Genomic DNA, 21,676 nt, shown 5'->3' with positions numbered 1-21,676 from the left:
CTATGTTGAGGGCTTAAAAAGAAAAAAGAGCTGCCCTGTAAGACAGCTCTTTTTCATCGTGGGTGGGTTGTTTAGCACCGGCCATAACCGGCGGCTACTGGCCCAGTCCCATTCGTTTATTCTTTCTCGAAGCGCTGGTGGGTTACGGTACCGCCGCTCGAAGTGCGGATGTAGTAGAGGCCCTTGGGCAGCTCCGATACTTGTACCTGGCCGTTGCCGTTGTAGCGAGCTTGGCTCATTACGTGGCCGCTCAGGTCGTACACGCTTACCGAAACACCACGGCCTTGCGCGGCGCTTACGTTCACAACGTCGGTGGCGGGGTTAGGATACAGCGTCGAAGTGCTGGCAACCTGGCGCAGTGCCGTGCCGCCCAACGAAGTAGCGAGGGTAGCGCGCGAACCGGCAAGCACAGCATCCATACGCTCGGACTGACCGGTCGTGAACATGTACATGCAACGGTCGTAGGTGTAGTCCATGTAGTTCATGCTCATATCGCCCTGGTTGTTGCAGGTGATTTTGGGGAACACGGGGCAGCCACCGTTGCTGGTTTGCTGGGTAGGGGTGTCGGCCACGAGGTCGTTGCCGCAGGAAGCATCGCCCCAAATGTGGCGCAGGTTCAGCCAGTGGCCCACTTCGTGCGTAGCCGTCCGGCCCAGGTTGTAGCTGGCTGCCGTGCCGCCGGGTACCGACGAGTACAAGCACACCACACCGTCGGTAGCCGCCGGGCCGCCGGGGAACTGAGCGTAGCCCAACAAGCCTTGGCCGAGGTTACAGAGCCACAGGTTCAGGTATTGGTCGCGGGGCCAGGCGGTGCTGCCGCCTTTGTTCGAATACTTCACAAAGTCGTTGCTGCTGAACGAGCGGGTTTTGGTTGACACCCGCACCACACCCGTGGTAGCACCACCGGTTGGCGTACGCTTGGCCAATACAAACCGCACGTTGGTACCAGCGGCAACGCCGGCATACAGCGAAGGCACGCTGCCAGCATCGGCATTCATTTTAGCAAAGTCGTCGTTCAGCACTTTAATCTGGGCATCAATTTGAGCCTGCGATACGTTCTGAGCGGCCGTGTTGTATACCACGTGCACTACCACCGGAATAGTAACAATAGCGCCAGCGGTGCTACGGTTCAACATCTTGTTGGCCACAAACTGACGCGTCTGGGATTCAATGGCGTCCATGCGCTTGGCCATAGCGGGGTCAGCCGCCAGCTGGCTTTCGTACACTTCCATGGTGGCGCAGGCGCGACCGTTGATGGCAGTTTCGAGGCGGGGTCCGCCGTTTGGCAACTGGCGGTTCTGCGTGGTCTGCGCGAACACCGAGGTTGCGCCGCCCAAAATGGCCAGCGCGGAGAGATAAACTTTCTTCATGTAACGGTTTGGAAATAAGGAGGGGAAAAGGTTTTGGAAAGAGGAATTATTTGCCAAGCTAGATAAAATTTCCAGCAATTCGTGGTTTAAACGTTGCGAAATAATTAAATGTTAGGCCGAAATACTGGTTTTAATTGCAATAAAACTGCCTTAAATTGATTTAGTCATCAAAGAACCTTGTTTTCAGCAAATTTTCCACACTAATGGATTGTTTATCGAAAAATAGAAAAGCCCAAATTTTATACACCTGCGGTTTACCACTCACTAAGCGCTTGTTACTTACCACCACCTTAAAGACCTTTTACACTGTTACTGGTTAACACAGTAATGGCGTTATTAAACGACAGCAGCCCCGGCAAAACACGGTTTACTGTGCTTTGCCGGGGCTGCTGTCGTTGGCCACAAGGACCTATTGGCTACCCTAGAACAGGAAGTCGAAACCCAGGAAAATCAACTTCTCCTCGCCCACCGAATACGTAGTGTTGATGACGACTTGCTTGAGGATATCGGCATAAACGCCGCCACCGAAGCCGCTGTGGAACGCCGCCAAGCCCGTACGTACGTCGTTGTCGGAGTAAACCCGGCCAAAATCGGCCAGGCCTAGCACGCCGAACTTGCCGGGAAACAGGTAGGCGTTGAAGGAAAATAGCTGCAGGCGTGCCTCGAAATTGCCGTAGAGGCTGGTGCGGCCCGCGTAGCGCGTGCGGCGGTAGCCGCGCAGGTTGGTGGTGCCGCCCAATGTGTTGGCTTGGTAAAAGCGGTAGTCGCCAAGGTTGTGGGCTACGCCGAGGCGGCCAGCGTAGGTAATCTGCACGGGCAGGTTGGGCGTTACGTACGCCCGGATTTCCGAGGTCAGACGGCCAAACTGCAGCTGTTCGCCGTTGAGCTGGAAGTTGTACTGCGCTTCGTTGTACCAGCGGATGCCGATGCGCGGGTTTTTGGGCGAGGAGCTCGCGTCGAGGTTGAAGTAAAGCAGACCGCCGAGGTACTGGTTGGCCTGAAAATCGGAAGCCCGAATGCCAAAGCGCCGGTTTTCGAAATCCTCGCCGATGCTGTCGGCGATAATGGAGCCGATAGGCGCCTGCTCCACCCGAAACCGGTCGTATTGCGGGCCAAAGCCCATTTTCAGGAAGCTGAACAAGTTGCGCTCCAGCGTGGGCGCAATGGTGATGCGGTCGAACCGAACCCGGTAGGCGCTGTTCACGGTGCGAGCCGTGACGCGGCCGCGGTTGGCATCGGCGGTGGCGAAGTTGGCCGTGTTGTTGCCGAGGCCAAAGAAGTTGTAGAGCAACTGCGGGCCGTAGTACTGGGCCACCACGCGCAGGTCGTGCTCGCCCAGGAGCCGAGTGAACTGGCCGGTGTAGCGGAAGTTGTACGCCTGCCGGGCCGGAGCAAAATTGCCCACCAGGGTTTGCTCCGATGCAAAAGGCTCGCGGCGGAAGCCGTAGCGGCGGTGGGTGATGCCGCCGCCCAGCAGCAAGCCGTCGTCGATATTATAGCCAAAAAACAGGGCCGGGCCGGTGTAGTTAAGGCGATAGTCTTTGAGGTCGAAGCGCCGGGGGTGGTCGTAGCGGCTCACGTCGACGCCGGGTTCTAGGCGCAGGCGTGCTTCCTTCCCCACGTTGATGACATTGCCGGTATCGGCGTCGTACACCTGCGTTTTGTGGCGCGCGCCGGCCACGCTGCTCACGTCCGAAATCGAGTCACGGCCGGTGCCCGCCACTAGGCGCATCTTAATGCCCTTGTCGGCGTTGCCTTTCACCTCGTACACGTCGGTGCCGCTGATGCCGTAGAGGCGCAGCTCTTCCGTCACGTCGTGCCGCACCACCCGGTCGAACAGCACTTTGCTTAGCTGGCCCTCCTTCGTGATTTTGCGCACCGTCACGTGGCTGTCGCCGTTGGGCAGGCGCTCCACCACAAACTTCTCGTTCTTTTCGCTGCCGCGCACTTCCACGATTTCGGCCACTACGTCGGCGTATTTGGCGGCGAGGTCGGGCAGCAAGTCGCGCCGGCTTTTCAGCTTGGCAATGATTTCGGCGCCGTGCAGGTCGTAGATTTCTTTGGGCCACTTGTCGCGGAAAGCCTTTTCAATGACTTCATTGGTCAGGTTTTCCTTCATATAAGTAGCCTCCGCCACCCACTGCTCGCGGGTGACGCTGCTGAGGAAGGTGCGGTCGTTGGCCAGGGCGGTTTGGTTCAGGCCCTTGTAGTCGGCGTAGTCGTAGCCAAAGTTCTGGAAGTTGCGCACCGCAAACTTGCGGCTAATGAGGTAAGGCAGTACGCCGTCGCCCTTGAAGAAGGCAATGTCGCGGTCCTCGGGCACGGCCGTGAAGGTGCGGTCGCCATCCTTGGTTTTCTCTTCGGCCCAGCGCCACTGGTCCTCGTGCCGGTCCCAGTCACCAATCCACATATCAAACAGGCGCGAGCGGGCAAATGCCACCTCGTTCACCTTGTTGTCGTTGTCTTCGAGCACGCGCTCAAGCACTTTTTCGGTGCCCACCAGGTTTTTGGCAAAGCCGAGGCTGGCTACGTTGCTTTGGTCGTCTTTGGCGTCTTCCTCCAGGGCCGCGGGCTTATTAGAGAACGTGCTGTAGTACTGGCCAAGCAAGGGGTCTTGCGGAATGTAAACCGGCTCAGGGTTGGTGTGAAGAATACCGGCCGCCGTGCCCAGCGGCGGCAGCACAAACGAAGCATAGGGGTGCTGGGCCGAAATCTGGTCCTGCAGAATGTCCTTGGCGAAGCCCGTGCGCAGGGCTTCGGGCAGCACGGCGGCGGGGTCTTTGTCGATGCCCCGCAGCGAGTAGTTGTGGCCGGCTTCGTTGCGCAGCTTCAACGAAACGGTTTGCTTGCCGCCGCCGGTTTTGTAGGGCACTAGGCCCCCGCGGTTATTCGCCAGGTCCAGCACCGGAAATTTCACGGGCGTGGCCCATTCTTTCCGGTAGTGTTCGCCCAGCAGCCAGTTGTGAAACTTGCCGTGCTTGTCGTAGCCGGGATTTACGGCCACCACCACCGCGGAGTCGCGGAAATCGGGGCGGGCCATGGGCAGCGCGGGCGTAATTCGTGCGGCGAGTTCCCGCTCAGCAGCCAGCTTTTCCTTTTCTTTCTGCTTTTCCTCAGGCGTGACCGGGGCCGCGGACACCGTGGCGACGGCCGCCGTGGCCTTGGCGTAGAGCGGCGTGCGAAACACGACGCGGGCGGTTTCGCCTTTGCCCTCGGGCACCAGGTATTCGGTCCAGACCTGACCGTCGTTGTAATAATTGACCCGCGCGAAGCCCTTTTCCTTATCTGAAAACAACGCCGTGCCGCCATCGCCGGGCTTCACGTGCTGGGTTTTGCACCCCGAGCCGCTCACGATAAAGTGCGAAGCCCCTTCCTTAAAGTATTGCAGGTTGTGCTCGTGCCCGGCCGCGTAGATAATGTTGGGGTACTTATTAAAGATGTTCATCAGGCCTTCTTTATAGGCCTGGTACGCGGGGTGGGCAATGTCCTGGCTGATGCCGCCGTATTTGCGGGCAAACGGGTAGATGGAGCCAATGATGGGCAGTGGCACAAACGCGTACTTGTACACGATGCTGAGCGGGAAGAAGTGGTCGGCCAGCGTGAAGTAGCCGCCGTGTACGCCGTCGCTGAACAGCGGGTGATGCCCCACCACCATGATGTTCTTGTCCTTGTTGCGCTCGATAATGTCCTCCAACTGGGCCATGAAGTCGGTTTCATCGTCCACGCCGCAGTTGCCGGCCCCGCCATACGGCCGCTCGCTTTGGTCGGTCAGAAACCACTGGGAGTTGATGGTAATCAGCACCAGGTCGTCCTGCAAGCGGATTTCGTAGGGGCCGGGGCAGCCGTTGGCCGGCGTCACAAAATCGCCGGTGTAGGAAAAGGACGTCGAATCCGTGCCCATGTATGTTTCGGCGTACCGCTGCTCGCGCAGCACCTGCTCCAGGCCGCCGTCCAGGCCCTGCTTCCAGTCGTGGTTGCCCGGAATCATGTATTTCTCGCCCTGGTAGCCGCGCAGCACGTCAATCTGGTCGCGCAGGCGGCGCTCCGACTCTTTGCGGTCATAAGCGCCCTCCTCGGGCATGCCGTATTCGTAGATGTTGTCGCCGAGGTAAATGGTGGTGCTTTTGGACCCCGCCGCCATTATCTGCTTTCGCATAAAATTCAGCGACGGCTCGCCGCCTTTATCCGCGTCGATGGGCTTGCCCACGTCGCCAATTAAAAAAACGGTGTACCGAATGCGGCTGCTATCGGGGGGCAAGTTTTTTTCCCAACCCAGGCCGCCGCGCCGGTAATTGGGTTTGGAATTGACCGGGTTCTCGCTGGACTCGCCTTGGGCCAGCGCACTGAAAGGGAACGCCAAAACCGCGCAGAACGTAAGCAGCGCGGGTCGAAAGCGGAAAAGTAAGGGCATAAAGCAGAAAATAAACAGGGCATCAAGGCCCCGTCGCAGGGTGCTGATGTAAACGTACGACGGCTGCGGGAGCGGCCGGCCTTGGCCCGTTACGCAAAGCGCAGCGGTGCGGTTAGGCTGGGTTTTTTTAACTTCCGTCCGACGCTTCGCGTTCAAAGCCGGCAAGCCCGCCGGATGAACCGGCCGTAGCTTCGCCTGTCATGGAAGAACTTACCCCCGATACTGTCGAAACTCCCCCCGCTGCCACCCCGGCCGAACCCACCGATTTCCCTCCTCAAAACGCCGCTTCCCGGCCCGCAGCTCCCGCCACCGAAACTGCTGAACAGCCTACCAAAGCGAAGGCTTCGCCCTTGGTGAAAGCCGCGCAGGCCTACGTTACGGAGCTGTTTGCGCAGGAATTGCCGGCCAAACTCACCTACCACTCGCTGCGCCACACCGAAACCGTGGTGAAGGAATGCCGGGCCTTGGCGCCCGCCGCTGGCCTGAGCCCCGAGGAAACCGAAGCCCTGCTCCTAGCCGCCTGGTTTCACGACACCGGCTACCTCGACGTGTACGACGGCCACGAGTTTCGCAGCATGGAACGGGCGCGGGCCTGGCTCACCGAGCGCGGAGCCGACGCCAAACTGATTGAGCAGGTGTCGGAATTAATCAACGCCACGCACCGCGACTCGGCGTCGGAAACCAAGCTGCAGAAGCTGCTCACCGATGCCGACATGAGCAACTTGGCGCGCGATGATTTTCGCTCCAATGCCGAGCTGCTGCGCACGGAGTGGGAGTTGGTGCTGGGCAAAACTTACTCCAACACGGAATGGGCCGAGCTTCAGCTCAATTTTATGCTGGAGCACAAGTACGAGTCCGAGGCCGGGAAGGACCGCTACGGAAAAGACTTTAAGGAGAACGTAGCGGCCCAGCGCGAGCAACTCAAGAAGACCGAGAAAAAGAAGAAGAAGAAGTCCAAGGAGCAGAACGACACCTTTGCCGACCCCAAGCGCGGCGTCGAAACCATGTTCCGGACCATGTACAACAACCACATCAAGCTCTCGGACATGGCCGATAAGAAGGCCAGCATGATGATTTCGCTCAATGCCGTGCTGCTGTCGGTTATTATTACTTACCTGGGTGCCAAGAGTTCGGCCCTGGGCCCGGCCTTCACCCGCAACCCGGTGCTGGCCATTCCGATGAGCATCTTGCTGCTTACTTCGCTGGCGTCGGTGGTCACGGCCATTCTTTCGGCCCAGCCCGATGTTACCAGCTTCAAGTGGCTCAAGAAAAGCCCCGAAGTCGCCACCAACCGGCGCGTCAACCTGCTGTTTTTCGGCAACTTCACCAAGCTCAGCCTCGACAATTTCCAGGACGGCATCCGCGAGCTGATGCGCCAGAAAGAAGGCCTCTACACCAACATGGTCACCGACGTGTACTACCTCGGCGAGGTGCTTTCCCGCAAATACAACCTGCTGCGCACCAGCTACTCCGTCTTCATGGTCGGCCTCATCCTCACGGTGCTTTCCTTCATCATCGTGTTGATGTATAAATCGTAAGCGCAGATTTCAGAACCGACTGCCCCCGCATGGGAGTCGGTTCTTACCTTTGTGCCCTGGCTGCGTAGTTCAACGGATAGAATAGGCGTTTCCTAAACGCTAGATATGAGTTCGATTCTCGTCGCGGCTACTTAAAAGGTCGTTTCCTCGCCGGAAACGACCTTTTGCTTTTAGCCCCCGCGAGGAAAATAAGCAGAAGCTTTTGCACGGTGTTCACGTCATTGCAGCCGCTAAGCCTGCTTAACGCTCCCCGCCGCATGAAGAAACTCCTGCCCCTGCTGCTCCTTGTAGGAGCCGCCGCCCTTGCCCAAAAGCGCCCCACCCCCGCCCCCGAAAACCTCGTCCAGTACGCGCACCCCATCGTGGGCACCCAGAAGATGGGCCACACCTACCCCGGCGCGACCGTGCCCTTCGGCATGGTGCAGCTCTCGCCCGATACCGACACGCTCAGCTACGAGCTGAACGGCAAGTACAACCCCGACATCTACAAGTACTGCGCGGGCTACAACTACGACGACCGTACCATCGTCGGCTTCAGCCACACGCATTTCAGCGGCACGGGGCACTCCGATTTGGGCGACTTCCTGCTCATGCCCACCACCGGCCCGCTCCAGCTCAACCCCGGCACCGCCGACCGGCCCCAAAGCGGCTATCGCTCCGCCTTCTCGCATCAGAATGAGGTGGCCGAACCGGCCTACTACCGGGTGAAGCTCGACGACCACAACATCCTCGCCGAGCTCACGGCCACCACCCGCGTGGGCTTCCACCAGTACACGTTTCCGGGCACCGAGCCGGCGCACATCATCCTGGACATGATGGCCGGCATCTACAACTACCCCGATAAGAACGTGTGGAGCTACGTGCGCATCGAAAACGACTCGCTCGTGACCGGCTACCGCCAAACTACCGGCTGGGGCCGCACCCGCACCGAGTACTTCGCCATGCAGTTCTCGAAGCCCTTCAAAACCTACGGCGCCCGCAAATACGACCCCAATGAAGCCTACCGCGGCTTCTGGGGCCGCTTCGACCAGACGAAAAACTGGCCCGAGCAAGCTGGCCGCCAGCTGCGCCTCTACTTCGGTTTCAGCACCGTGGCCGGCGAGAAAATCAAGGTCAAATTCGCCCTCTCGTCCGTGAGCGCGGCCGGGGCGCTGGCCAACATGCGCGCCGAGCTGCCCGGCTGGAACTTTGACCAAACCCGCCGCGCCGGCCAGCAGCTCTGGCAGCAGGAGTTAAGCAAAATCGCCATCCAAACGCCCAACCGGGCCGATAAGGAGAATTTCTACACGGCCCTCTACCACACCTGCCTCAGCCCCACCGTGTACCAGGACGCCGACGGCCAGTACCGCGGCCTCGACCAGCAAACCCACCGCGCCGAGGGCTTCGTGAACTACACCACCTTCTCGCTCTGGGATACCTTCCGGGCCCTGCACCCGCTCTTCAACCTCCTCCAGCCCGTGCGCAATGCCGACATGGTGCAGAGCATGCTGGCCCACTACGACCAAAGCCCCGAGCACATGCTGCCCGTGTGGAGCCACCACGCCAACGAAAACTGGTGCATGAGCGGCTACCACAGCGTGTCCGTCGTGGCCGATGCGGTTATCAACGGCGCCGTGCCGCCCGCCCAGGCCGAGCGCGCCCTGGCCGCCTGCGTGGCCACCGCCCGCCACCGCTGGTACGACGGCCTGGCCGAGTACCTCGACCTCGGCTATGTGCCCAGCGAGCGCAGCGGCACCTCCGTTTCCACCACCCTCGAATATGCCTACGACGACTGGTGCATTGCCCAACTGGCCCGCAAGCTCGGCCACGCCGACCTCGACCACGAGTTCAGCAAGCGGGCCGGCTTCTGGCAAAACGTGTTCGACCCGCGCGCCAACGCCATGCGCCCGCGCCTGGCCGACGGCAGCTTCCGCCCCAAATTCGACGTGCTGAGTACCAACGGCCAGGGCTTCATCGAGGGCAACGCCTGGAACTACACCCTCGCCGTGCCCCACGCCCCCGCCGGCCTCATTGCCCGCATGGGGGGCAACCGCCGCTTCGTGCCCCACCTCGATTCGCTCTTCACCATGCACCTGCCCGACTCGTTCTTCGCCGAAACCGAGGACATCACCCGCGAGGGCATCATCGGGGGCTACGTGCACGGCAACGAGCCCGCCCACCACGCCGCCTACCTCTACAACTACACCGACCAGCCCTGGAAAACCCAGGCCCAGGTCCGCAACATCCTCGCTCGCCAGTACCACCCCACCCCCGACGGCCTCGGCGGCAACGACGACTGCGGCCAGATGAGCGCCTGGTACCTCTTCTCGGCCCTCGGCTTCTACCCCGTCGCCCCCGGTTCGGGCCAGTACGCCCTCGGCAGCCCCCTCGTGCACGGGGCCGTGCTGCACCTCGAAAACGGCCAGTCCTTCACCATCCAGGTCAAAAACCAAAGCGCCAAAAACGTCTACGTGCAGCAAGTTACCCTCAACGGGCAACAGCTGACGCAGCCGTTTCTGGCGCAGCAGGACGTGGCCAAAGGCGGGGTGTTGGTGTTTGTGATGGGAACGCGGCCGGCGCGGAAATAAAACTTAAACGAAATCATGCCTAGCCTAGAACTACCAAAAACAACTCGTTTTGCTGAAGAGCAAGAGGTGCCGCGTTCCTATTGGGATAAGATTGCAGCGCGTCGGGAAGCGCATTTTGTCGAGGGCTTTGTGCTGACAGAAGTTGAAGACCCGGAACAACTATTTCGATTTTACGCCGAAGTAAACATTAATAATTCACGCTTATGGGAGGTGTTTGTACACCTAGCAGCCATGCTGCCGGATGTATGCGCTTGCCTTTTTTGTCCGTATGAAGGCGACGTAACTTATGGTGAGTATCAGGAGAAGGAACTCATACTAGCCATCTTGGGCTCTTTGCAAAAAGAGCTGACCGAAGACTGCCGCCTGGAGTTCGGTCTCATTTACAATGACGAGTCAACCCTTACAGAAATCTATGTGGCGGAGTCAAAGTATGTGAAAATATGGGGTGTTGACCGGCAGCACTTCGAAAAACTTATGGCTCAACACGACATTCCATATTTTGAGGAAATGCAGTTTGTAGATGGATTCCCTAAAGTGGTAGTTCCCTTGACTACTCTGGATGAAGAAGCCAAATCAACCGAGGAAACACTCGATTTGCTAGAAAATGTATTTGCACTTAATAATCAGCAGTAGGCAGCAAAGAGCAGAGGCCCCGTAGCCTTTTCTGTTGTAGTAGAACGCAGCCGCCCGCTCCCCAACGGGAAGCGGGCGGCTTCATTTCCAACCTCACCGGAACTTACGCCGCGGCCGGTTTCTCCTGGCTGCCCCCGCCGGAGTTGATAACCTTGCGGGCCTAGCAGCGCGGCTAATCATCTAACCCTTTCCCGCTGAGAATTTGCGGCAGCCATTTGTCAACCCTTGCCTCGCGGGTTTTGGCCTGCTTGGCGGCCGAAAAACAAATTAGATAAGCGCGTTGCCGGCCCGGCGTCAGGGCCGCGAAAGCCGTTTTCAGAGCCGGCATCTCCGCTAGTTTCTGTCGAAACTCCGCCGGAACGGCAAATTCCGTATTCGCTTTAAAGCCCACTTTCAACCCGCTCTTTTCTATTGCAATGGCTTCCTGAACGTAGGCTTTCACCACGACCTCCCGCTCCACGATTTCCCGCACATTAGTGAACCGAAGCTGACGCGCCGCCTGCGTGTTCTCCGTTTGTTGGACCAGCAGGCCCTGGGCATCCTTCAACAAAGCCCCTTTCACGAACAGCAGCGCGCAGTATTCCTTGAATACGTGCAACAAACAGACATTCTTTTGCTGAAGCGTGTAGCACGGCACCCCCCACTTCAATTCTTCGCTCAGTCCACAGTCCAGAACGAATGTTCTCAATTTCTCCAGCTCTTCCAGCCATTGCTTGTTTTTACTGAAATAGAAATAGACGGCAGGGTTCGTGCTATTCATGTGTTAAGCAACTGAAATGGGGGTTCTAACCGCACGCAGAGCGCAACCCTTCCGGCTCATGCAATTACCAAATAAAAGGCCGCCCGCTCCACTCCGGAAGCGGGCGGTTTCATTTCCAACCCTATCCGTCCTTATGCCCCCGGCCTCACGGCCGGTTTCACCTGCGCGGTGCTAGTCCCGCCGTCCGAGTTACCCTTTTGCGAACCTTACGCATTGCGTGTGCCTGCTCATTTGCAAAGCTCCACGGGGTTTGACTACTCTACCCAGAGCGCCCACTCTCAACAAAAGCGGCCAGTAGCAGCGCGCGGCCCTAAACTTTTTCTTCCGCCGCAATCTGTCTGGTCAATCATTACTATAGCACCACCACTGATTCCAGTCGGAATGGCTAGCGGCACTGCTGGCCTCTTTAGCCACCCATTTAACGGCATAGTTCAATTTTTAGAACCATAAATACCCCGGACGTAATAAGCATGGCACTAAATATGCTTCCGTATTTATCGGCTTCGCGCAATTCTAGATATAGGAAAATAAGCTTGTTGATAGCGCTTTACGCAAGCAAATACTACGTATTTATCACAGCATTTTTTGCTCGGCGCAAATTTCACCACAAAAATTACTTTAGGAAACCGGCTCAAAAAAATCACACTTTCCCATTGGTATTGATTTTGATTCATTACCTTTCAAATATGGTAAGCTGAACCGCTCCACGGTCGGCGTGCCTTTCTATCCTCCTTGCACCTCCCACCGTGTCAATCGAACTAGAACTGGCGGCCCTTGAGGCTCCCATCGCCGCGGGCTTTTCGCCCCAATCGTTTCCGGCCTCTGCCCGCGTCTCCTACGACCATGTGGTGCTGCCCGGCGACTTCCCGGACCCCACCGTTACCAAAATCGGCGATACGTACTGGGCCAGCGCCACCTCGGCCGAATGGGGCGCCGTGTTCCCCATCTTCTCGTCCAAAAACCTACTGGACTGGGAATTGGTGAACTACGTCTTCCCCGACAAGCTGCCCGACTGGGCCGGGTCCAACTTCTGGGCGCCCGAGTTTCACCACGAAAACGGCCGCACCTACATGTACTACACCGCCCGCCAAAAAGGGGGCGTGCTGAGCGTGGCCGTGGCCAGCGCCGACCATCCCGCCGGCCCCTACACCGACCACGGCCCCCTGGTGAGCCAGGAAGCCGGCTCCATCGACGGCTTCGCCATGCCCGACGAGCACGGCAACCTCTACCTCATCTGGAAAGAAGACGGCAACTCCTGCCACCAAGACACGCCCATCTGGGCCCAGCGCCTCAACGACGACCGCACCGCCCTCATCGGCGAAGCCACCGAGCTGTTTGGGAACGACGTGCGGTGGGAAGGCCCGCTGGTGGAAGGCTCGGCCCTGGTGCACCACAACGGCTACTTCTACATGTTCTACGCCGGCAACAGCTGCTGCGGCAAGGGCTGCAACTACGCCACCGGCGTGGCGCGCTCCCGGGCGCTACTCGGCCCCTGGGAGAAGTACGACCAGAACCCCATTCTCGACCGCAACCTGGTTTGGAAATGCCCCGGCCACGGCACCGTGACCCAACTGGACGGCCGCTGGTTTCTGCTGCACCACGCCTACCTCGCCGATAGCCACGAATTTGTGGGCCGCCAGGGCTTGCTCAGCGAGTTTACCTGGAACGACGAAGGCTGGCCGCAGTTCGAGCACCGCAGCCCGCAGGCCGCCCCCCTCACCGACGTGGCCCGGCTCAACATTGCCGACGAATTTGCCGGCGACCGGCTGGGCCTGGAATGGCAGTGGCCCATCGGCCAGCGGCCCGGCGCTACCGTGCGCGCGGGCCAGCTGCGCCTCGAAGCCGGAGAGTCGCGCCTGGGGGCCTTGGTGGCCCGGCGCACCAACGTGGCCACTTACAAAGCCGCCACCACCTTGGATTTCGGCAGCTTACCCGCCGATACCTTCGCGGGCCTGGCCGCCGTCGGCGACCCTTACAACGCCCTGGCCTTGATGGCCGGCAACGGCCAAGTGCAAATCTGGCACGTGAAGAGCGGCAAGCAGCAGTCGTTGGTGCAGGTATTTGTGGAGCCCGCAGCCACCATCACCCTGCGCCTGGAAGTGTGGGGCGGCCAGCGCTACCGGTTTGCCTACAGCACCGACGGCGCCACGTGGCAGGCGCTGCCCACCGAGAATTTCACCCTAAACGGCACTTACCTGCCGCCTTGGGACCGAGGCGTGCGCGTGGCCCTGGTGGCCCAGGGCCAAGAAGGCAGCGCGGCCACCTTCAACAACTTCATCATCCGCAACAAGCGCTAGCCCGCTTCGGCGCCTGCATCCAGGCGAATAGCACCAAACACAACGGCCCGGCACTACTTGTGCCGGGCCGTTGTGTTTGGTGCTATTCGCCAGTTTGTGTACTAGCGCCGCTTGCTTTTGCTTTTAGAAGTGGACTTGGCAGGCGTTTTCTTGGTTGATTTCTTAGCGGACGAGCTGGATTTTTTAGCTGTCGATTTTTTGGCACTGCTTTTCTTGGCGCTGCTCTTCTTGGAAGAGGATTTTTTGGCGGAGCTCTTTTTGGAGCTGCTGCCTTTTTTCGCCTTGCTGCTGCTGCTCTTTTTCTTGCTTTTGCTGGACTTGGCGTGCGCCGCCTTGGATTTCGACTTGGACTTGCTGCTATGCGCTTTGGATTTGCTGCGGCTGGTAGCCCGGCGGGCTTCCGCCCGGGCTTCGGCGCGGGCCTCCGCCCGGCGGGCGGCCAGGCGCTCCGAGTTGCGAGCCTCGTAGCTGCGGGTGGTGCGGGCCGGAACGGCGGTGGCTTCTTCGGCCGATTCGGTGTAGTGGGCGGTGGCGTCCGATTCCGGCGCGGCGGTGTTCTCTTCGGCGCTGGCTTTGGGGGCCTCAACCACCACTTTTTTGCGGCGGACCGGCATCAGGAAATCCCGCTCGGCACGTTCGCGCACGCTCAGGTTTTCTTCGCCTGGCAGCTTGGTAACGGGGGTCTGCTTCTCGTTTTGAGCTTGAGCGCCGCTCCAGGTCAGGAGCAGCAAAAGAAAGACAAATAGATGCTTCATAGATGATTAAAATAAACCCGACAGAAGACAAAACTACAGTCTGCCCCGGCGAAATGCAAGGCCAAAGTGGTTTTAAACGCTAAAAACGGCTTTCCACCACTCCAATGGCCTATTTTTCCCGTTCGCCCGCTCGCGGAGCAACCTGGAGCCTCGAGCCCGCCGAATGCGCCCCAAACTCGGGGGCATATAGGCACTGCACCTGGCTCAGGCCACCCGAGAAATTGCCGGCCTGCGCGGCCCGCAGCCGGTACTCAAACACGTGCGTGCCGCGGGGCACGGCGCTCAAGAAGAAGTTGGTGGCCGCGTCGCGCGGCGACTCATAATACCCCAGGCCATTCTGGTAGCGGTAGCCGCTGGTTTGGGCAATGGGCTCGAGGCCGGCAGCGCGCTGGTCCTTCAGGTGCACGTATTCGAGGGCGCGGTCGGTGCGCAGCACGAGGCGCACCACCAGCGCCTCCCCTATCCTAATCGGCGTGGCGGCGCTGATTTTTTCCAGTACCGGGCCACCGGCGGTCCGGGTTTCGCGGTAGAGCTGACGTTCCAGGCTGAGCGGGGTGGCGGCGGGCGTCACCTTATCCAAGTCCTCAAAATATTGCCAGTAAAGGGCGCCCCACGCCACGCCCGCGTCGGGCTTGCTGATGCTGACCTTGCCTTGGGCGGGCTGCACCTCGGCGGCGGGCCAGCTGGTTTTGAAGTAGCCGGTGCCCGCCTGGGCCGCTTCGGGTTTCACGCTCTGGCCGCCCACGGTGACTTGCAGCGGCTGCGTGGGCGCCAGCCAGTCGGAACCACGCAGTAGCAGGGCGTAGCAGGCATCGGCGGTGGCGCGGGTGCTTTCCCAGTGCTGGGTTTGCTTTTGCTTGAGCAGCCAGAGCTTCATCTCGTCCACCGATTTTTGGTCGCTTTTGACTTCGTGGTAGGCTTCGATGAGCGTGGCCTGGGTTTCGGTAGGGGCTTCGCGCCAGTAATAGCCGCCGCGCACTTCTTTCCAATACATGCCCAATTCAAGCGAATGCAAGGCGTTTTCGGAAAGGGCGCGCAGGATTTCCTGGGCAGCGGGGGCGCTTTTGGTTTCGCGAAACAAAGCCAGCGCCACCTGAGCTTGCAGGTAGCGCGTTTGGGCGGGCCAATAGCGGGCAGCTTGCTGGCGGTAATAGGTGGCAGCGACTTTGGCGTCGCCCGCTATTGCCAGCTGCGGCCAGAAGCTGCGGGCGTACAAAGCCTGAATGTGCAGGTCACCAAGGTGGTTCTCGTTCAGTTTCACGCCTTTTTGGCGGCGCAGCTCTGCGTAGTCACGCGTCAGGCCGGCATCCAGAAAGCGAAGGGCATTTTCCAGAATCTGGCGCGCCACGGGGTCGGTGCTGGCGTCGAAGGCTGCCAGCTTCTTCAGCTTGCCAAAACCCGCCACGATGAGCTGGGTGATGTAGCGGTCCTCGGGCATTTTCTCAAACCACGGAAACGCGCCGCTGGGCAACTGCAATTGCTGCAACTTGAGCAGGGCGCGGGTGGTTTCGCCTTGCAGCCGGGGAGCGTCGAACAACTCCGTGAGCCGGGCCAGTCGCTCGGTTTCGCCCTGGGCGTCGCGCACCCAGGGGGTTTCCTGCAGGAGCAAATTTTTCAGGTCCTGGTTTTGGGCCAGCTTGCTGACGAGGGCATTTTTCTGACTAGCCGTTCCACTCTGCGCCTGGCGCGTCCACTCGGCCAAAATGGTTTTGAAGCGCGGGTTCGATTTCAGAATCTGGGCCACCAGGAGGTTGGCGTAGAGGCGGCTGAATACCTGCTCCGAGCACTCGTAGGGATACTCCATCAGGTAAGGCAGGCTCTGTACGGCGTACCAGGCGGGGTTGGCCGTCATTTCCAGCGTGAGGCTGTAGTTGCGGCGCGTGGGGCTGCTGGTGCTGGTCAGCTTGCTTAGCTCGAAGGTGCGGGTGCCGGGGCCGACGATGGGCAGCGGCAGACTTTCGGTGATGAGCAGGCGGTTGGGCAGCACGGGCAAGGTATTTTCCTCGCCGTCGGAGAACGTCGTTGCGGTTTGGTCAGCTGCGGCTTTCTTGTTGCGCTTCCTTTTGCCTTCCTTTTCCGATGCCTTCTCCCCTACCTGCGCCACCACCCGGTAGGTCACGGCCACCGGTGCAAAATCAGCGGGCAGGCTGATTTCCCAGCCCAACGCAGCGCTCTGGTTGGCTTCGGCCGCGGCGAGCTGCTGGGCATTGCCTTTCAGCAGCTGGCTGGTGAGGTCCTGGCCGGTAGCGGCATCGAGCAGGGTGAGTTGCGCGGTGCCGCTCACATTTTGCGCGGTCAGATTCGAGAATTTGGCGGTGAAGGTGAACGTGTCGCCCTGCCGGAAAAAGCGCGGCGCGTTGGGCGTAATCTGGATTTCCTTTTGGGTGACGAGTTGCCGGGCCAACTGGCCGCTGTTCAGGTTTTTGTCGTGGGCCAGGGCCAGCAGCTGCCAGCGCGTCACAGCTTCTGGCATCTGGAATTCAAGCACGATGTCGCCGTTTTTGTCCGTGTGCAGCGCGGGCTGCCAGAATGCCGTTTCGCGGAAGTCGGTGCGGGCCTGCACTGCCGAGAGGTCCACGGCCGGACGGGTGGTAGTCATAGCGCCAGTCATGTTGCTCCGCATTTGGTTGCCAACGCCCATTCCCGTTACCACCACCTCGTTCATCTGCTTCGATTCCGCGGCATCCTGCGCCATTACAGGCGCAGTTGCCCGCGCAGCAACGCCTCGGATTCGTACTCCCGCAACCTTGCCTGAAAGCTGCTGCCGCACCGGGCCACCAAAGGCGCCCCAGGTGTTTAGCTCGGGGTACTCCAGCGGAACACCGTCGGCGTTATCCGAGCTTTGCCCCGTGGTGCCCATCCAGGCAGCATTTACAAAATACCCCTGCCATCCAAACTTTGGTTCATCGTAGCTGGCATCAAAAGCCAGCCCCATAAAGCTGTGCGGCCGGAAAATATCCAGGCTCTGGTCATAAAGGGTAGCCAGCAGCTCCGCATCGGCCGGCCGGCCGTTGGCTTGCCGGATGGCCACTCGCCAAGTTTCTTTTTGGCCGGGCTGCAGCTTGTCGCGGAATGTGCTGATGGACAGATTCAGCGCCTGTCGCTCCTCCACCACCTGCACCGCGGCTTCGTGGCGGTACAGATGATTGTCGCGCACTTGCAAGGTGTTGATGTGCAGCGGGCCCGCCGCCGTAGCCGAACCGCTGGCCAACACCACGCGGCGCTGCTCGCCGGCTTTCAGCTGCAGCCATTCCTGATACAGGAGCTTGCCGCCGCGCTCGGCTTGCACCAGAATGCGCGCATCGGCGTCGCTGCTGCCCACTAATACTGTGGCCGGCTGGCCCGGCGCCACGGTATCGGCCAGCACCGCAAACCAATCGGGCGTGGCAAACGGGATGGTCGCAGCCCCCGAATCGAAGAGCGTAAACTCGTGGCGGGCCCGGGCCGAGTCGGCCCCAGCGGCTTGGGCTTCGAGTAGGTAGCGGCCCGTGGGTAAGGCGGCCAGCGCCGCGTTCAGATTAAGTATTGAACTGCTTTTCGTGTCGAATGGAACCGTGTTGACCAGCTCCGGCGTGGCTTCGTTCTCGGGCGTTTCGGGCACTGGCCCGGGCACGCCGGGCGGGTTGGGGCGGTAGCGCCGTGCCAGCAGCCGCACCGTGCCGGCGGCAGCCAGAGGCTCGCCGGTGGCGTTGGTGCCGAGCAGCTTGAAAATGGGCAGGCGCTGCTTGTCGGCTTCTTCGGGTGCCACAAGCTGCAAGCTGAGCGGGTTGCGGCCAATGACGAAGCCCCGGGTGCCGGTCCGGGTTTCGCCGGCGGCATCGGTCACGTCGGCTTCCACGCGAAACCAGTAGCCCGGTTCCCAGCCCCGCGGGTTGGGCTGCTTCGGCACCAGTGGCGGCGTGAAGGTGATGGCAAAGCGCCCGTCGGCGTCGGTGGTGGCGGTGCCGTGGGCAATTTCGCGGGTGTCGCCGCCCCGGTTGGGCGGGTAGCTTCCGCCCCGGAAATCGCCGTAAAACATGGGCCACAGCGCGCGGCGCGTCACGCGGTAGCTCACCGAAGCACCATCCGTGGCTTGGCCAGAATAGGCGCGGGCCCGGCCGCCCACCGTCACGGGCTGGCCCAGTTGCGGCCGGCCCGGCACCGAATCGAGCTGCACGTAGAAGGTCGGACGCTTGTAATCTTCTACCGCAAAACGCAGTTCGCCGTCGTCGGCCTGCAGGGTAAATTCCCCGTTGAGCAAGCCGGCCGGCAGCACAAACGAGCCGTGAAACGACCCGAACTCATTGGTGACAAAGGTTTGCGACTGCACGCTTTGCCCGTTCACGTCGTTGAGCTCCACTTCCTGCTCTTCCTTGGCCAGCAAACGGGTTTTGCTCCCCTCCCGCTCCACCACAATGCCCTTGAAATACACCGTCTGGCCCGGCCGGTAAATGGCGCGGTCCGTGAACAGGAAGCACTTGGTATCGGTGTCGCGCTGCCCTCCATTATAATAGCCGCCCACATTATCTACCACCAGCGTATCGGCCCCGCGCCACACGCTAATGAAAATCAGCCGTTCGTTAGCCACATTATCCTGCTTTGCTGGAGTGGGGATTTCCACTTCCCCCGAGGCAGACGTTGAACGCGGTGGGCTCAAGCGCCTGACTTGCGTCCGCCGCTCCGGGTCGTAGCGGTCATAAACGGCTTGCGCTTGCACGCCCGCGAGCGGAACGCCGCTCTGGCGCTGCAACAGCAGCAGCTGAGGCGCCCCCGTTTCGCGGTTGAACCGGTGCACGGCGCTAAGCTCGCTGGCTCCTACCAGGGCGTAGCATGTGGCGCCAGCAGCGGCTGCTTTGGTGGCGCCTGCCGGAGTGTCATTGATTACCACCAAGTAATAGCCCACAGGCAAGGCGGCTCCGGCAGCAGCTATTTTTTGCTGTTTGTAGTCCTGGGGGCGTGGGGCCACCGGCATACTCCAGGTGGCGACTGGCTTGCCTTTCTTAATAATAGTGTTGTATTTATCAACGTCTTCCGGGCGGCCGTAACGGTTGCCTTTCAATGCTTCCCACTGCTTCCGGCTCACCCGGTAGGCGCGGGCATGGAGCGCGGTTACGTTGCGCGCCGTCAAATTGAGACGCCAGGGTTGGTTGGGGACGACGATTTCCGTGGCCGAAAATTCCAGCTCCGGCCGTTCAATTTGCTCGCGCAGCTGCCGCGCCCGCGCCGCGCCGCGCGACTTGGGAAACCGCGCTTCGGCCTCTTTGGTCAGGGCCACGGCGGCTACCGGGTCGGTTTCGCGGCGAAACTCGGCCCGTAGGTAAAGAAACTCGCTGCTGACGGGCAGGGCCTGGTAAGTGGTGGCCATGCGGACCAAAGCGGGGTCGTACTGGCCAGCGAGGTCCGTGTTTTGGGTGATGCGGCGCAGGTAATTGATGCGAATCAAGTCCACATCGGCCAAAGCGGCCAGAGTTTGCGGCGTGCCGGGCTGGGCCAGTTGCTGGCGCGAGGCCGTGAGACGCTGCAAAATGTGCAGGGCGTGCAGCTGGCCGTTGAGCGAATCGGCGTCGGGCGCTAGCAGGCGCAGGGCGGCAAACTCGGGGGCCGTCCCGAAGGCCTTGGGGTCGGTGAGCTGAAACTGCTGCTCGGGCCGGGTCACGTACAGCTCCTGGTTTTGGAGGCCCTCGATGGCGCGATGGGCCAGCAGGTCGTAGAGCGTGGGGCGCAGGGCGCGGCCTTCGGCATCGCCACCGATGACCAGGTCGCCCAACGCCGCCAGGGCAGTTTGCAGCTGCTTCTGCGGCTCGTCTTCCACCGACTGGTAGTAGTGGCGGACGATGGACGCGCCCAGCTTGCCCATGTCCCAGGTGGCGAGGCCGGTGCCGCCGTCTGCGGTGGCGTCGGGGCCGGCGGTGGGCGTGGCGCCGGTGGTGCGCTGGTAGAGGCGGTAGCGGTTCTGGTTGAGGTAGTTGGTGTATAGCTCGGCCAGCAATGAGTGCACGATGGGCCGGGCCGGGAAAGTGGCCGTTTTCAGCTCCTGCTCCAGCAGGGCAATGGCTTTCTCGGTTTCATCTTCTTCCTTGGCTTGCAGCAGGCGGATTTTGTAGAGCAGCGCCCGCACATAAGCCGGGGAGTTCTGCTCTTTGCGGGCTTGCCGGTAAATGGCTTCTACCAGCGGCGCCGCCGTGGCGGTTTGGCTTTTGGCCAGCAAGGCGTCGATTTTCTTCCACTGGGCCGCATACGGGTTGGGAGGAACAGGGGCTGCCGAATCGGTACTGAAAATCATGGTCATCAGCAGGCAGGCAAACAGGAAAAGGCGCATAGGAAGGCAGAGCAGCGTTAGGGCGGCGCCTTAAAGATGCCAGCGCCGCTTTTATTGCACACCCCGGGTTCTATTTTTATTCAACTTGCCACCGTCGCGCTTACCAGAAAAGCGCCCGGCGCGGATACGGGTGCAACGCACTGGTCCGAAACAAAAAAGCCGCCCCGGCGGCTCCGGCACGGTTCTGCACCGTCCAATTCTTATCTAATTCTATACGTCGCCCGGCTTGATGGCACGACTGGGAGCACCCGAAGCGGCCCTACGCCGCCGACAATTTAGAATTCACCTGGTTGCCCGCAAGCACGGCTTCGGCCTGGGCAATGTGCCGCTGAATGTGCACCACCAGAAACTCCAGCTGGTCGGCGAGGCGGAGCAGGAGCAGCGGAAACACGGCGTTGGGAATGAGCACGGCGTTGGCGTTCACTTGCCGGGCCAGCAGCACTAGGCGCAGCAGCTCGTCGAGCTGGCGGCTGAATACTTCCGCTACCGTGCGGGGCAGGCGGTTGCCGGTGGGAGCGTAGCGCTGGGGCGTGGTATAGGTTTTTTCGCTGGCCGGCGTGCGCATGGCGTTGATGAGGCGCCCGCCGAAAAAGCCTTGCTTCACGGTGGCCGTGGGCTTGGAGCCCCGGGCCTGGGCTTTGGCGATGCGGCGCGCGATGCTGGGCAGGTAATAGCCGCCCACAATGTTGAGGTGCTCCAGGCATTGGCCCGCGCTCCAGCGGCTGGGGCTGGGCCGGCGGTTCAGTTCCTCGGTGCTCAACGTACGGAAGCGCTGCTGGGCCACCACCCGCAACGTCAGCAGGTCGTTGGTCAGCTGGTCAAAAAAATCGGGGGTGGCGCGGACGACAGCGGACATAGGCGCGGGGGCTAACAAGCCATAAACATACAATTCAGGGGCCGATTCCGAAACCTTAACCGCTTAAAAATGCAGCGTTGACCCCGTCAAACGGTTGCGGTTCGGCATCTTGTCTCGGCTTCAAAACAACACTACTAGCACGGCCAGACACTGGTCTTTTTGCTATAAACGGTATTTCAACCCATTTTGGT

Annotated in this window: 10 protein-coding genes and 1 tRNA gene; 5 read left to right on the top strand and 6 right to left on the bottom strand. The window is 60.5% G+C overall.

Features of this window, described 5'->3' with window-relative positions; all coding sequences use genetic code 11:
* Positions 1–116: 116 nt before the first annotated feature.
* Entirely contained in the window at positions 117–1,370 is a 1,254-nt protein-coding gene (locus I2I05_RS02780) for a M43 family zinc metalloprotease (RefSeq protein ID WP_196280664.1), read from the bottom strand.
* A gap of 421 nt (positions 1,371–1,791) precedes the next feature.
* The gene (locus I2I05_RS02775) at positions 1,792–5,781 is read right to left on the bottom strand and encodes a metallophosphoesterase (RefSeq protein ID WP_196280663.1); all 3,990 of its coding nucleotides are present in this window, start codon (positions 5,779–5,781) and stop codon (positions 1,792–1,794) included.
* Positions 5,782–5,981: 200 nt separating this feature from the next.
* Between I2I05_RS02775 and I2I05_RS02770 the strand changes: the two genes are divergently transcribed.
* The 4 genes from I2I05_RS02770 to I2I05_RS02755 all read left to right on the top strand — a co-directional run bounded on the left by I2I05_RS02770 (position 5,982) and on the right by I2I05_RS02755 (position 10,519).
* Entirely contained in the window at positions 5,982–7,319 is a 1,338-nt protein-coding gene (locus I2I05_RS02770; RefSeq protein WP_196280662.1) for a Pycsar system effector family protein, read from the top strand.
* A 58-nt stretch (positions 7,320–7,377) separates the two neighbouring features.
* Positions 7,378–7,449: transfer RNA gene (locus I2I05_RS02765), tRNA-Arg, on the top strand.
* Between the two features lie 127 nt (positions 7,450–7,576).
* Complete coding sequence (locus tag I2I05_RS02760) at positions 7,577–9,886, top strand: GH92 family glycosyl hydrolase (RefSeq protein WP_196280661.1); 2,310 nt, start codon at positions 7,577–7,579, stop codon at positions 9,884–9,886.
* 15 nt (positions 9,887–9,901) lie between these two features.
* Positions 9,902–10,519, top strand: coding sequence for a hypothetical protein (locus I2I05_RS02755; RefSeq protein WP_196280660.1), 618 nt, complete (start codon positions 9,902–9,904; stop codon positions 10,517–10,519).
* Between the two features lie 172 nt (positions 10,520–10,691).
* On the opposite strand, the gene I2I05_RS02750 is transcribed toward I2I05_RS02755, so the two are convergent.
* Positions 10,692–11,279 carry a YdeI/OmpD-associated family protein gene (locus I2I05_RS02750; RefSeq protein WP_196280659.1) on the bottom strand — a complete coding sequence of 196 codons (588 nt, stop codon included), beginning with the start codon at positions 11,277–11,279 and terminating at the stop codon, positions 10,692–10,694.
* A gap of 746 nt (positions 11,280–12,025) precedes the next feature.
* Between I2I05_RS02750 and I2I05_RS02745 the strand changes: the two genes are divergently transcribed.
* Positions 12,026–13,576, top strand: coding sequence for a family 43 glycosylhydrolase (locus I2I05_RS02745; protein WP_196280658.1), 1,551 nt, complete (start codon positions 12,026–12,028; stop codon positions 13,574–13,576).
* A gap of 101 nt (positions 13,577–13,677) precedes the next feature.
* On the opposite strand, the gene I2I05_RS02740 is transcribed toward I2I05_RS02745, so the two are convergent.
* The 3 genes from I2I05_RS02740 to I2I05_RS02730 all read right to left on the bottom strand — a co-directional run bounded on the left by I2I05_RS02740 (position 13,678) and on the right by I2I05_RS02730 (position 21,485).
* Positions 13,678–14,331, bottom strand: coding sequence for a hypothetical protein (locus tag I2I05_RS02740; protein WP_196280657.1), 654 nt, complete (start codon positions 14,329–14,331; stop codon positions 13,678–13,680).
* 109 nt (positions 14,332–14,440) lie between these two features.
* On the bottom strand, positions 14,441–20,629 hold the full coding sequence (locus I2I05_RS02735; RefSeq protein ID WP_196280656.1) for an alpha-2-macroglobulin family protein: 6,189 nt from the start codon (positions 20,627–20,629) through the stop codon (positions 14,441–14,443).
* A gap of 259 nt (positions 20,630–20,888) precedes the next feature.
* Entirely contained in the window at positions 20,889–21,485 is a 597-nt protein-coding gene (locus tag I2I05_RS02730; protein ID WP_196280655.1) for a DinB family protein, read from the bottom strand.
* Between the last annotated feature and the right edge of the window lie 191 nt (positions 21,486–21,676).

The sequence above is a fragment of the Hymenobacter jeongseonensis genome, from assembly GCF_015694725.1.
Taxonomy (GTDB): domain Bacteria; phylum Bacteroidota; class Bacteroidia; order Cytophagales; family Hymenobacteraceae; genus Hymenobacter; species Hymenobacter jeongseonensis.
Note: the sequence above shows the minus strand (reverse complement) of the source record. Positions and strands in the feature narration are given on the sequence as shown.

Coding starts and splice junctions, on each gene's coding strand:
- I2I05_RS02730 (WP_196280655.1), bottom strand. CDS start 21,485: ATGTCCGCTGTCGTCCGCGCCACCCCCGATTTTTTTGACCAGCTGACC.
- I2I05_RS02760 (WP_196280661.1), top strand. CDS start 7,577: ATGAAGAAACTCCTGCCCCTGCTGCTCCTTGTAGGAGCCGCCGCCCTT.
- I2I05_RS02780 (WP_196280664.1), bottom strand. CDS start 1,370: ATGAAGAAAGTTTATCTCTCCGCGCTGGCCATTTTGGGCGGCGCAACC.
- I2I05_RS02770 (WP_196280662.1), top strand. CDS start 5,982: ATGGAAGAACTTACCCCCGATACTGTCGAAACTCCCCCCGCTGCCACC.
- I2I05_RS02775 (WP_196280663.1), bottom strand. CDS start 5,781: ATGCCCTTACTTTTCCGCTTTCGACCCGCGCTGCTTACGTTCTGCGCG.
- I2I05_RS02740 (WP_196280657.1), bottom strand. CDS start 14,331: ATGAAGCATCTATTTGTCTTTCTTTTGCTGCTCCTGACCTGGAGCGGC.
- I2I05_RS02735 (WP_196280656.1), bottom strand. CDS start 20,629: ATGCGCCTTTTCCTGTTTGCCTGCCTGCTGATGACCATGATTTTCAGT.
- I2I05_RS02750 (WP_196280659.1), bottom strand. CDS start 11,279: ATGAATAGCACGAACCCTGCCGTCTATTTCTATTTCAGTAAAAACAAG.
- I2I05_RS02755 (WP_196280660.1), top strand. CDS start 9,902: ATGCCTAGCCTAGAACTACCAAAAACAACTCGTTTTGCTGAAGAGCAA.